Source organism: Xenorhabdus sp. NBAII XenSa04, assembly GCF_963866145.1.
In the GTDB taxonomy this organism is placed as follows: domain Bacteria; phylum Pseudomonadota; class Gammaproteobacteria; order Enterobacterales; family Enterobacteriaceae; genus Xenorhabdus; species Xenorhabdus indica.
On sequence record NZ_CAWMEB010000057.1, the window covers coordinates 1 to 13131 of the forward strand.

Sequence of the window (13131 nt, forward strand, 5' to 3'; positions counted from 1 at the left end):
TTCTTTAATTTATCGGTGACACCTCTCTTTTCCATAATAGAAAGGAGGTCTAATAATTCGAGGGGTTTTATTTCAGCAACCGAGCGATGACCAATATAAGGAAAAACGTCTTTTTCGAAAGCGTCCATCATATCTTCACGATAACCAACAGACCATCTGTCTTTTCTGCCCTCGTACCATTCACGCGCAATGCTTTCAAAGGTGTTACTGATTTCTCCCTGAGCTGCCAGTTTCTTCTGTTTTTTATCTTGGTTGGGATCAATACCTTCGGCTATCAGTTTCTTGGCTTCATCACGCTTTCTTCTGGCTTCTGCCAACGTAATAAGCGGAAAAGTGCCAATGGCGAGTAACTTTTCTTTTCCCGCAATACGTTATTTCAGTCGCCAGTATTTAGAACCAGTTGTCTTTACCAGCAGGTATAAACCACCGCCATCCGATAGCTTAAAATCTTTATTTTGAGGTTTTACTGTTTCAACTTGTCGGGCTGTTAGTTTCATATTTCTAGCATCCTTGCCCCTCACAGTAACGGGGGTATTTTTTTAGGGGGTACAGAAAGTTACCCCTATATATACCCCCTGACTGGGGTACATTGCAATAGATGCCAGTAGATGTTAGTAGAGCTTTATTTGGTAGTTTTCGTTGATTTTACTGGGGAAACTAGACTTTAAGAGATACTGCTAGAAGTGTATATGGCGGAGGAGGAGAGATTCGAACTCTCGGATGGTTTCCCATCGGCGGTTTTCAAGACCGCTGCCTTCAGCCGCTCGGCCACCCCTCCGCAATGCCGAGCACTATAAACATCACTGTTCCCAATGTAAAGTATTTATATGTTCAATTGACGTCAATTTGTTCATTTCACTGCTTGTTGGATCATTTATTCAGCATTTATAGTGATCTTTCTTGGGAATAAGGGTGATTTTTGCTAAATTGTCGCCATCATTGTAGATTGGTTAAAAAGTTATGTTGGTATTTGAAGGTCGTGAGATCGAAACTGATGCACAAGGTTATCTGAAAAACAGCAGTGACTGGAAAGAAACTATGGCACCACTGCTTGCTGAACAGGAAGATATCACTTTGACCGAACAACATTGGGAAGTGGTTCGTTTTGTGCGCGAATTTTATAAGGAGTTCAACACTTCTCCTGCTATCCGAATGCTAGTCAAAGCAATTTCACAAAAGTATGGCGAAGAAAAAGGAAATAGTCGCTATCTTTATCGTCTATTTCCTAAAGGGCCAGCAAAACAAGCAACTAAAATTGCAGGTCTTCCAAAACCAGTAAAATGTATCTGAATCAGTCATCCGTCTTCAATGACGGATGCTGAAATTATCCATCTCTTCTACTTCACAAAAATGTGATTGAAAATGTTCAATCTTTGAACCCGGAGGCCCTCCCTGCTCTAACCAATGGATTAATTTTTTGATTTGCTCCTCATTACCACAAGCAACTATTTTGACACTACCGACATTCATATTGCGAACATACCCCAATAACTTATTTTTCTTTGCCCAATGATATGTTTGATAGCGAAAACCAACTCCCTGTACTCGTCCATATACATAAATAGTGATACTTTGAATAGTCATCTTTTTTCCCCCGTAAGCAAAATCAAAGAAATATCTCCTGCTCCCTGATAGGGTATTTTGCCGAAAGTGTGTCGATTTTTCCTTGAATAACAGTTTGGAATCTATTGGGTATAATAACTTTGGCATACTAAGATCACTTTTAGTATTGTATTTTATATACACAACAGCTAACCTGAATTATGGGACGGTGATCACATACCATCCTGCATGCAAGATTCCGGTTACCGGGTGTGCGCTTGAAATTTACCTTTCTGCCCTTATATAAGAGTGATTGCAAGGTTTCTCTGGAGGTGACTATGATGATCGCCAGCAAATTCGGTATCGGTCAGCAAGTAAGGCATAAGTTGCTAGGCTATTTGGGTGTTGTTGTAGATATTGATGCTGAATATTCTTTAGAACAACCGCAGGAAAATGATATTGCATCTAATGCGACTTTACGTTCAGCTCCGTGGTATCACGTTGTGATGGAAGGTGATGATGGACAACCCGTTCACACCTATTTGGCAGAGGCACAATTGACTTACGAGATATCAGATGATCACCCAGAGCATCCTTCTCTGGATGAGTTAGCTGAGTCTATCCGCAGCCAGTTGTTAGCACCAAGGTTAAGAAATTAATACAAATCTCTTCTATTTACTGAAAAAGATTTTAACAATTCTGGTAAGGAAAGGCGGTGAAACAGAAGCGAACATCGCCTTCTTTATTTTTCCACTCCTAAACGGGGAATTTCAATTTTTGGGCAGCGATCCATAACAACGTCTAATCCCTTGCTTTCTGCCAATAATAAGGAAAGAGACAGCTTCCTCTCCCGAAGGCTTAAGGTTTACGCTGGCTCGAAACACCCAATTGAGAGAGTTGATGAATAAAGAACGATGGGTTTTTCAGCTCCTGCATCAACCATATCTGTTTTTTTGCCCTTGTCAGTGCAACATACAAAAGGTAATTCTCTTCTGTATCAGAAAATTTTTCAGGTTGTGGCAATAGCACCTGTTGTAATACGGAACCTTTTTCTGGTGCAGGAAATCCATCTTTACCTTGCCGTAATCCTAAGATAATTGCGTAATCTGCCTGTTGTCCCTGGGATTCATGGATAGTCATGAACTTAATATGCAAATTCGGCCAACGGGTAGACGCTTTTTTCAATAACTCAGGCTTAAGATAATGGTAACGAGCCAATAACAAAATAGTCTCTTCGTTGGTGACATAACCACTCATTTTGTCCAGTAATGCTTCCAGTTGTTCTTCAGGCAAAATTACAACTGATTTTTTGTTTTCTTTCATCAAACTACGAGGGGTTAAATTGCTGAATGAATGGCTCACGTGACAGAGATGTTGCTGGATAAATCCATTGGCAATTTCACCAATACTATCATTAAAACGATAAGTGTTATCCAAAACACATTCAGTAATTTCGTCAAAAATACCTCCATCAGAAATACTTTTACCGAAAACCTCTTCGGCAAAATAAAAAGTCGGTTTTGTATCGTTAATTTGATAAATTCTCTGCCAATCATCTGCAACAGCAAATAGATGACTTTGTTTATTTTGTACTCTCAGTGCTGCCAATAGTCTGGTGCTTAATGGAGAAATATTCTGAAAGTCATCCAGCAAAATATGTTTCCACGGGCTAATGAAACGCTCTTTTCCCAGAATATTCACTGCCTGGCGGATCAGACCAGAACAATCCATCGTTCCTTCTGTTTTTAATGCTAATTTCCAGGCTTTCAATAAAGGGGTCATAAGGCGGATACGTTTTTGAAACAGGCCGGCATATTCAGATGAGGCTTGCTCAATCATCTCTTTTTGGCTGCCACCGTGCATTCTTATTAGCCCCAACCAATGTTCCAAACGACTGGATAAACGAGTCTGCACTTGTTTATCATGCCAGTACTCACCATACGGCAGTTGCCAGCCCAACTCCTCTTCCAACCATTCCCGCCAACCTTTTGCCTGCGCTTTCTTTTCATTACACTGCTTTTGCCATTCCCGAATGAGAAAATCACGGCGTTTCTGAGGATTAGTTTCTAATTCGCTGATCTTGGCAGCATGATTACCAGCTTGCTGAATAATATTGAGTGCCAGCTCATGGAATGTTTGCGCTTTTATCTCTTTTGTTTCCAAACGTAACTGAATACGTTTATTTACCTCATCAGCCGATTGACGCCCACAAGAGAGAAATAAAATCTGTTCAGGAATTGCCTGTTGGCGTAACAATAACCATCCAGCACGCGCTACTAAAACAGCAGTTTTCCCACTCCCCGCACTTCCCATAACTAATATGGATTTTTCACCGTTAACTACAGCCCGGCATTGAGAACAATCGAATGGCAAATTTTCTACAGACTGGAAAAATTCACCATATTGTTCCAACATACGCTCAATCCACTGTTGGTTTATGTGCTTTAATTTCTTCTCTCCTTCATTCAACCAATCCAAGCAAATCTGATAGTTATCACAGCAATTCTCAAATTGTTTAACTCTTTGTAAGGGTAAAGGGAGGGATTGAAATGTTTCCTGGATTTGTTGCTGTACTAAAGATAAGTCTGCTGCTTTAATCCAACGGTTCTGTTGCCTGATTTTGTCAATTTTATTTACCTGGGCAGCCAGTACCTCAGCACTGATATCACTCATTTCGAGGCTCCATACCTGCCATTTTTTCAGTAAATAATGGTAAAAATACTGTGTTTGCTGCCATTCAGTCCCATGTAAACGGACAACTTTTCCTCCAGGCAATTCAAATTCCAGTTCCCCCCAGACAATCCCTCGCTTACACTGAACATCAATTAATTGATTAAATGGAATTAGGTACTGATGCTTGTCACCACTGACTTCAACGCCAGCATTAAGCAAACGCACCCGATTATATGGATGCCGGGCAAGCCGTTGACCAATTTGTGTTGATTTTAGTTCCATTGTCGTAGCACCGTACCTGAAAATTGTTGAGCGCCCCGCTCATGTAAATGTTGTTAGGAGTATTTTGTGCTAACGGTTTTTTCAAGCTCCCGCCATTTTCTGTATAACAATCACGTTCTCTATTATATTCGTATATTCATTGCGCTAACAGGAACGACTCTCGTTCCCTGGTTATTGCAGGAAGAGCCCAAAATCACGATCCCTCTGACTTTAGGCGTCGTTGCCGCAGCATTAACAGATTTGGATGATCGCTTAGTCGGCCGTTTACACAACCTTATTATCACGTTAATCTCCTTTTTTGTTGCCTCCATATCTATCACTCTGCTTTTTCCTTATCCCTGGCTTTTCTTTTTTGGCCTGGCAATTTCTACTTGTAGTTTTATCCTGCTAGGCGCCTTGGGGCAACGTTATGCTACTATTGCCTTCGGTGCTTTATTGATTGCTATTTATACTATGCTCGGTGCATCCATATTTCCCGTTTGGTATCAGCAACCTTTATTATTACTCACTGGTGCAATCTGGTATAACTTGTTGACATTGGCTGAGCATTTACTGTTTCCTATTCGTCCATTACAAGAAAATCTGGCGCGTTGTTACCACCAGCTTTCTGCATACCTTTACGCCAAAACGAATTTGTTTGACCCCGATACTGAAACAGAAGAATATAAGCAAGCTGTATTTGATGTTGTTATGGCTAACAGCATATTAGTCGCGACACTCAATCAGACCAAAATAGCTTTATTGAGCCGCCTGAAAGGGGATCGAAGACAACAAGGAACCCGTAAGACTCTCCACTATTATTTTATTGTTCAGGATATTCACGAACGAGCCAGTTCATCCCATATTCAATATCAAAAACTGCGGGAAACGTTACGTCACAGCGATATCCTGTTTCGTTTCCAACGCTTATTGTCCATGCAGGCACACGCCTGTGAGCAAGTTTCACAATCCATTTTTCTGCGTAAACAGTATCAGCATAGTTCACGTTTCGAGAATGCTTTCAGCTATCTTGAATGCTCTCTGGAGAGATTAAAAAACCAGCAAACAATTAATGCTAAGATAAGTGCATTCAATAACTTACTGAAAAACTTACGGGCAATTGATGCTCAATTAGCGGGACTCAGTTCTGACCAATATTTCACTTCCCATGGCTGCTCTCACATTGATAAATCAAGCAATGAAAATCAAAGCCATGATAAACAAGAAGATACGCAATTATCCGATGAAACTTTAACGGGTTGGCGCGATATTTGGTTTCGGCTCCACAGCAATCTGACGCCAAAATCAGCCCTATTCCGCCATGCTGTTCGTATGTCTGCTCTGCTATGTATTGGTTATGCGATTATTCAACTGTTTGATTTACAACGGGGCTATTGGATCTTGCTGACTAGCCTATTTGTTTGCCAACCTAACTATAGTGCAACCCGTCGTCGTTTAGTCTCCCGTATTATTGGCACCCTGGCAGGCATTTTGATTGGGTTACCCATTCTCTACCTTGTGCCTTCTATTGAAGGGCAGTTATTGTTGATCGTGATTTCAGGTGTACTATTTTTTGCTTTCCGTAATATTCAATATGCATATGCAACCCTGTTTATTACGTTGCTGGTTCTGTTAAATTTTAATTTACTGGGAGAAGGTTTTGAAGTCGCTTTACCCAGAATCACAGACACGCTGATCGGTTGTGGTATTGCTTTACTGGCAGTGAGTTTTATCTGGCCTGACTGGAAGCTCCACCAATTACCGCATGTTATTATCTGCACTATGAGTGCAAATTGTCGTTATCTCAATGCAATTGTGCTGCAATATCATCAAGGAAAAAGTAATTGTCTGAATTATCGGGTCGCTCGTCGTAATGCCCACAATTGCGACGCTGAATTGGCATCAGTGATCTCAAACATGTCATCAGAACCCAAAAATCATCGCAACTCTCAGGAGGCGGCATTTCGTCTGCTTTATCTTAACCATACAATGCTGAGTTATATTTCTGCTTTAGGAGCACATCGCGATAAACTTAATGATCCCGTCATCCTGAAAATACTTAATGATGCAATCTATCATGTTGAATTTGCATTACAGCAAGACAGAATCGATGAGACGTTTCTTCAGTATATTTCAGAACATTTGATCAAAAGAAGTAATCAACTGACTTCTGATAACAATAAAGTTCAGCTTGTATTACAGCAGGTAGTGTTACTGATTGAATTATTGCCGGAGATTGTTACATTAAAAAAATACTGCTCTCTCCTGCTATACTGAAATCATTGCAGGAGCCAAACTGTATATCACCAATACGAATCCCAACTCAATTAAAATACCAAAGATAGGAGCATAGCCCCTATCTTTCATTTTTATCATGCAGGGTAATTTTAATTACTACATTCTAATTCTTTATGCCAAAGCAACAAATCATGTCGTAGTTTTTCTGGTAAAACAGCGACATGACAACCTTCTATTGCACCAGCCAACGCAAGCAATACATTAACACTCATCTTTTTCCTATTTCGTTGCAATTTAAGATAAGACGCTTTTGCTCCCAACACGCGCAATTCTTCTACTTTAGATATGCCTACTTTCCATAATTGACGTTCCAGGGCTATCCCCAAATTGGGAAGATCCTTTAACCTAAGAGGTATTTTCTGCCTGCTGATAATATCTGCTAATGTACATTGATAGGCCAAGTTGATATATTCAAATAATTGTTTTTGATCCTGCCAAAGTGATTCACCGACTCGGTAATACCGCAAAACCACTGGAATGCCCCTTTTTGAATAGATAAACTTTTCCATTCCTCTGACTTTAAATAATACCTCTGCATGACTATATCCTCGTAAATAAAGCTCTCCCTCAGAACTCAGGGCGAACAAGACTCCATCAATTGATAATCCAACTCCACCAAATTGAGACTTCTTTTTAAGTTTTCCCAGTGAAGATACACTATGTTCCAATTGATCAAAACGAGCCCCAGATAAAAACATTTTTATCACTCCATGAATTATATCCTGCTTAAATATTTTATGTGCTATATCCATGTTTGCTATTAATGAAATAGATAACAAGAACAAGTAATTAAAACCATACTCAATCTGTTCCAACCTGCCAATCACTAAGTTAGAAAAAAACTATTTTATGTGAATTTTTGCGAAGTGCTTTGAAAAAAATACCCTTGCCTTTAGACAAACAACAGAGTACTGTATAAATATACACGCATCATGGTGGGGTGAGTTATGAATATTCAATTAATTTTGGAATATCTTATTGAGAATAAAATTGGCCGTAATAGAACTCAAAAAATAAATAATGTGACAAATATCACATCTCCAAAATTACAATTCTCTATTGAATCTGGTCAGTCCACTATACAGGCAAAAAATGCTATGGTTAGAGAACTTCTCTACAATGAGCAGCAACCTACGATCAGTCAAATCCTTCTTCCTTTATTACATCAATCCGGGAATGAAAATAGATGGTTACTCTGGATTTCACCTAATAGGAAACTAAGCCGTCAATGGCTAATAAATTCAGGCTTACCTTTGAGTAAAATTGTTCAGTTAAACCAAATCCTTCCCATAGCCTCTCCTGATGCCATGGAGAAAGCACTAGCAAGTGGTAATTACAGTGTAGTTTTAGGATGGCTACCAGAATTATCTGAATATGAGGTACAAAAATTACAGTTGGCAGCTCATAAAGGTACGGCATTAGGTTTGATTATGCGTCCACAGAATTTATCCGGACAACTCAAAATATTACCAAGCACAATAAAAGTTCATTCTATTTACTATCATTGAATTAAATTAGGATTTATCCTAATATTTTTTATAGTAAATAATTCGCCACTAATATGTGTTCTTATTCATAAGAAAATTCAACGTATTATAACAGTAAATATCGTAAGTTACCGTCAGTAACATTTAGCAATTGTCATTGTATATTTTAAAAATTTGCGCCACGCATCATAGTGTACTTGTAAGTTTTAAAGTTCGTTGTAGACTTTACAAAGTCGGGATTGTACTTGCTGATCTTATATTTCAGGAGCAATCTATTGATAGAAGTACATATACCCAACTAAATATCTCAACTAATGGCCAATAATAAGACTTTTAAGGCTAACTGCTCATTTGGATGATAACGAGGCGTACAATGAAGAAGACAGCTATCGCAGTGGCAGTAGCAACTTTCGCAACTGTTGCTCAAGCAGCTCCCAAAGAAAATACCTGGTATGCTGGTGCTAAGTTAGGCTGGTCCCATTTTAATAAGACAAAATTTACTGACTTTGGTTCTAATGCAGCAACAGCGTTTACAACATATAAGAAAGGAGTGTTCGAGGGAGTGATACATGAACCAAATTTTCGCCATACCCAGCCGTTTGCCGCAACAGGTGATGCGACAGACAGAAATCAACTAGGTGCTGGGGCTTATATAGGCTATCAGGCAACTCCATATTTGGGTTTCGAACTGGGTTATGACTGGTTAGGGAACATAAAATATAAAAGCTCCGCCAATAATGGAGATTTTCGTGCTCAGGGTGTCCAGTTGACAGCAAAATTAAGTGTTCCGGTTATGAATGATTTAGATGTTTATACCCGCCTGGGAGGGATGGTATGGCATTCAAAGGTTTCAGCCCATTATAATTCTAAAGATATATCTTATACAGGTAAATTTTTCCTTCAAAATATAAATTCGTTATCCGGCTGGTCGCCAACTACAGACAAGGTAAATGTGAAAACCAGTAGCACAGGTATTTCTCCATTAATAGCGATTGGTGCTGAGTACGCACTAACCAAAAATCTGGCAACTCGTTTGGATTACCAGTGGACCCCCAAAGTAGGTCGAGGAGGAGATGGTAACTCACGTCTGGATGGTCGGGAGGCCGCTATCGGGGCTCGTCCAGATATTGGACTGCTAACTGTTGGTATTTCTTATCGTTTTGGTCAGGATGAAGCCCCCCTGATTGCAGCACCTGTTACTCCGGCTCCAACTCCGGCTATCGAGAAAAAGAGTTTTACCCTACGCTCAGATGTTCTGTTCAACTTCAATAAATCAACATTGAAACCTAAAGGCAAGTACGAGCTGGATAATCTCTATAACCAACTAACGAAAATTGATCCAACTCAGGGACACGTTTTGGTAGTCGGTTATACTGACCGTATTGGTAGTCAACGCTATAATTTGCCACTGTCTCAAAAACGTGCTCAATCTGTTGTAGACTACCTGGTAGCAAAAGGTATCCCTGCAAACAGTATTCAAGCTGAAGGTCGCGGTAAAGAAGATCCTGTTACTGGGTCAGCATGTAATAACATCAAAGCTCGCGCCAAATTGATTGATTGCCTGGCCCCAGACCGTCGGGTAATCATCAATATTCAAGGTACTCAGGAAATTAATCAGACTCAATCTAAAGTATCTCTGTAATAGGCTCATTAGTAATAGAAGTGCAAACCCCATGTTCACGCATGGGGTTTTATTTTGCAGTAAGCTTCGTCTGTCATCGTGCTATAAGTTGTTGGATTCATTTCCCTAAAATAGCAGCCAAATCCTGTTTCAAGCTCAACATCTGGTGAGTGTATTTTTCTTTATATTCGGCATCTTCCAATAACTGCACTATTGTTTCTGATAACGTCTTACCTCGGCGCTGGGAGAGATTTGAAAGGCGCTGCCAGACATGAAAATCCAAATCAATAGACTTTTTACGTGAATGCTGATGTTCAGCATTAAAATGGCGTTTACGTCGTGCCCGAATGGTTTGTTTCATGCGATTGGATAAATCTTGATTCATGTGCTGTGATATCCATTGCATTACCTTGACAGGTTCTCGTTCCAGTTTCAGCAATTCACTAACTGCATCCTGAGCAGCACTTTTTTCAATATATTTAGTAATTAGCTCACCTTCACGATGCTTTTTTACCAAATAAGCCCATTTCCAGCCACATTCCAGATTTTCCAATTGTTGATATTTCATTTCATCTCTCAGTGACAGCGTAACTTAAATTAAGCATAGCAATTATTTATCTAAATTGCTCATAACAACACAAGATACTGAAATATTTTATGGGCAGTTAATGAGTTAGCACGAATATTATCTTTTTCAAAGATTATAACATGTTGGTTCACTGCCTAATCTTGTATAATAAATGTTTCTTTTTTCACTACATGTAGCTATCACTTTGACGAATCTAAAATTAGACTGGCAGTCGTTACAGCCAGACAGTGCACCTTATCAATCACTTTTCAATTCTGTTGCTGAATTGCCTGCTATTACTATAGAAGCAATTCAACCCAGATTGCATAATGGACTAACACTTTTTTGTCAGGCCAACTTACGTCAATCTTTTATGTTGCTAAAAGCAGAGGAGAGTGATGCCTATCTGGCTCTTCTGTCTGATACAGTTTCTGCATTATTACCAGAAAATCGTCCCAATGTTGGAGGCTACTATCAGATTGAACACCAAACCATCACATGGCACCCGTCTGGTGAAGGCCCTTTCTCACCAAATCAGCGTGTTGCTTATCGTGAGTGGATTGAACCGGAACAATTGTTTGGTAATATTTATACACATCAAGGCGTGCTTCAGTTACAACCAGGGCTTATTCATCACGTTAATGGTGGAGTCCTGATTTTACCTCTGCGCACTCTGTTATCCCAACCACTAATGTGGGTTCGCCTCAAGCAGATGATCATTCAGCGCCGTTTTGATTGGTTATCACATGATGAGAATCGTTCCTTACCTCTGCCAATTCCCTCTATTCCATTAAATTTACATCTGATTCTTGTAGGAGATCGGTTGAGCCTTGAAGAGTTACACGCAATCGAACCAGAGCTGGCAAGTAACGCTTTATACAGTGAATTTGAACTGGATATGCTATTCCATGAAGAAGCGGATCTGGCAATATGGTGCCGCTATGTCAACGGACTCATTCAGCAACAAAAATTCCCATCTTTGAGTGCTGATGCATGGCCAGAATTACTCAGACAAGCTATCCGCTATACTGAAGATCAATTCAGCCTGCCTTTAGATATCCAGTGGTTGAACCAGAAACTGACAACGGCAACCAATTATCAGCAGAAAAATCAGATTACACTTCATTCTCTGCAACAGGCAGAAGAGAATCGACGTTGGCGCCATGCATACTTGGCTGAGCGTAGTATAGATGAAATCCTGAAAGGCCAAATACTGATCCGCACTCAGGGTGCTGTTATTGGTCAAATTAACGGGTTATCCGTACTTGAATATCCGGGCTATCCAGATCCCATCGGTGAACCCTCTCGTATCAGTTGTGTTGCCCATTTAGGCGATGGGGAATTTATTGATGTAGAGCGTAAGGTTGAACTGGGTGGCAATATTCATGCAAAAGGCATGATGATCATGCAGGCTTATCTGATCTCTGAATTGAAACTGGATCAACCACAGCCATTCTCTGCTTCGATTGTATTTGAACAATCCTATGGGGAAGTTGATGGGGATAGCGCTTCATTGGCAGAATTATGTGCATTAATCAGTGCCCTGTCACAACAACCTATTGACCAGCAAATCGCTGTCACAGGTGCAGTAGACCAATTCGGTTTTGTTCAACCAATTGGTGGCGTTAATGAAAAAATTGAAGGTTTCTTCCATGTGTGCAACTGCCGTAAATTGACTGGTTCACAAGGTGTAATTATTCCAATGGCCAATGTACAACACCTATGTCTGCATCAGGATATTGTTAACGCTGTGAAAAGTGGCAAATTCCATATTTGGGCTGTTGAACACGTATCCGAAGCCGCTTCATTATTGACCGGTATTCCTTACTATGATGCACAAAACTATGATGCACAAAAAGAACACTTGTTAGCTATGATATACGAGCGTATTACCCAAGTGAATAATCAAGAACGTCCTAAATTACCTTGGTTCTTACGCTGGTTAGGTTAGTGAACCTATATCTGATCGGAGTTGTTCAGCGTACAACTGTACGCTATTCTTTAGCCTTACCCAATGATAAGGCTATTTCAAAATATGTTTAAAAGACAAGAGTCCTACACGAAAGAAGAACTTCTAGCCTCTGGAAAAGGTCAGTTATTTGGTGAGAATGGGCCACCACTCCCTTCTGGCAATATGTTAATGATGGATCGCATCATTAAGATGACAGAAGACGGTGGCACTTATAATAAGGGGTATATCGAAGCTGAGCTCGATATTCATCCTCACCTGTGGTTTTTTGATTGCCATTTTATCAATGATCCCGTTATGCCTGGTTGCCTTGGCCTTGATGCAATGTGGCAACTTGTTGGTTTCTTCATGGGCTGGCTTGGTGGTGAAGGCAAAGGTCGTGCACTTGGTGTTGGAGAAGTAAAATTTACAGGACAGGTGTTACCAACAGCTAAAAAAATCACTTATCGCATTAATTTTAAACGTGTGATTAACCGTAAACTTATTATGGGTCTGGCTGATGGTGAAGTATTAGTGGATGGTAAACTTATCTACACAGCAACCGATCTGAAAGTAGGTGTATTCAAAGACACCAGTAATTTTTGATATTCTTGTATTACTTACCAATCCTTCACCTATGGCAATCACCTCCGCTAATTGTGCAGAGGTGATTTTCTTGAGCTGAGTTATTAACTAAATACAGAATAAAAAAGCAGCAAAGCAAACTCAATTA

Annotated in this window: 11 protein-coding genes, 1 tRNA gene and 2 pseudogenes; 7 read left to right on the forward strand and 7 right to left on the reverse strand. The window is 39.9% G+C overall.

The genetic code is table 11. From position 1 onward, the window contains the following. A pseudogene (locus AAC147_RS02710) lies at nucleotides 1-497 on the reverse strand (tyrosine-type recombinase/integrase); the annotation flags it as partial. Between the two features lie 193 nt (nucleotides 498-690). Next, nucleotides 691-778: transfer RNA gene (locus tag AAC147_RS02715), tRNA-Ser, on the reverse strand. 182 nt (nucleotides 779-960) lie between these two features. Between AAC147_RS02715 and tusE the strand changes: the two genes are divergently transcribed. Continuing rightward, the gene (gene tusE, locus AAC147_RS02720) at nucleotides 961-1290 is read left to right on the forward strand and encodes a sulfurtransferase TusE (protein ID WP_047678867.1); all 330 of its coding nucleotides are present in this window, start codon (nucleotides 961-963) and stop codon (nucleotides 1288-1290) included. A gap of 15 nt (nucleotides 1291-1305) precedes the next feature. Here the strand turns inward: tusE and yccX are convergent, their stop codons facing one another. Continuing rightward, a complete protein-coding gene (gene yccX / locus AAC147_RS02725) occupies nucleotides 1306-1584 on the reverse strand; it encodes an acylphosphatase (protein ID WP_047678869.1) in 279 nt (92 codons plus the stop codon). Nucleotides 1585-1880: 296 nt separating this feature from the next. Here yccX and hspQ point away from each other — a divergent pair, with 296 nt between their 5' ends. Continuing rightward, on the forward strand, nucleotides 1881-2201 hold the full coding sequence (gene hspQ / locus AAC147_RS02730; RefSeq protein WP_176551317.1) for a heat shock protein HspQ: 321 nt from the start codon (nucleotides 1881-1883) through the stop codon (nucleotides 2199-2201). Nucleotides 2202-2284: 83 nt separating this feature from the next. Here hspQ and AAC147_RS02735 read toward each other — a convergent pair. After that, nucleotides 2285-2368 (reverse strand): annotated as a pseudogene (locus AAC147_RS02735) (CoA-binding protein); the annotation flags it as partial. A 32-nt stretch (nucleotides 2369-2400) separates the two neighbouring features. Continuing rightward, nucleotides 2401-4497: a DNA helicase IV gene (helD, locus tag AAC147_RS02740; RefSeq protein ID WP_047678871.1), complete on the reverse strand. Its 2097-nt coding sequence runs from the start codon at nucleotides 4495-4497 to the stop codon at nucleotides 2401-2403. A gap of 66 nt (nucleotides 4498-4563) precedes the next feature. On the opposite strand from helD, the gene yccS reads away from it, so the two are divergent. Further along, nucleotides 4564-6753, forward strand: coding sequence for a YccS family putative transporter (yccS, locus tag AAC147_RS02745; RefSeq protein ID WP_047678873.1), 2190 nt, complete (start codon nucleotides 4564-4566; stop codon nucleotides 6751-6753). A gap of 110 nt (nucleotides 6754-6863) precedes the next feature. Here yccS and AAC147_RS02750 read toward each other — a convergent pair whose 3' ends face one another. After that, nucleotides 6864-7472 carry a TfoX/Sxy family DNA transformation protein gene (locus AAC147_RS02750; protein WP_047678875.1) on the reverse strand — a complete coding sequence of 203 codons (609 nt, stop codon included), beginning with the start codon at nucleotides 7470-7472 and terminating at the stop codon, nucleotides 6864-6866. 249 nt (nucleotides 7473-7721) lie between these two features. Here AAC147_RS02750 and sulA point away from each other — a divergent pair, with 249 nt between their 5' ends. Next, a complete protein-coding gene (gene sulA, locus AAC147_RS02755; RefSeq protein ID WP_072032481.1) occupies nucleotides 7722-8282 on the forward strand; it encodes an SOS-induced cell division inhibitor SulA in 561 nt (186 codons plus the stop codon). A gap of 352 nt (nucleotides 8283-8634) precedes the next feature. Next, entirely contained in the window at nucleotides 8635-9903 is a 1269-nt protein-coding gene (ompA, locus tag AAC147_RS02760) for a porin OmpA (RefSeq protein ID WP_047678877.1), read from the forward strand. 97 nt (nucleotides 9904-10000) lie between these two features. Here the strand turns inward: ompA and matP are convergent, their stop codons facing one another. After that, nucleotides 10001-10450, reverse strand: a complete 450-nt coding sequence (matP, locus tag AAC147_RS02765; RefSeq protein ID WP_047678879.1) for a macrodomain Ter protein MatP — start codon at nucleotides 10448-10450, stop codon at nucleotides 10001-10003. A 205-nt stretch (nucleotides 10451-10655) separates the two neighbouring features. Here matP and AAC147_RS02770 point away from each other — a divergent pair, with 205 nt between their 5' ends. Next, nucleotides 10656-12401 (forward strand): AAA family ATPase, encoded by a 1746-nt coding sequence (locus AAC147_RS02770; protein ID WP_047678962.1) that lies wholly within the window; start codon nucleotides 10656-10658, stop codon nucleotides 12399-12401. Nucleotides 12402-12485: 84 nt separating this feature from the next. Next, a complete protein-coding gene (fabA, locus tag AAC147_RS02775; RefSeq protein ID WP_047678881.1) occupies nucleotides 12486-13004 on the forward strand; it encodes a bifunctional 3-hydroxydecanoyl-ACP dehydratase/trans-2-decenoyl-ACP isomerase in 519 nt (172 codons plus the stop codon). Nucleotides 13005-13131 lie beyond the last annotated feature (127 nt).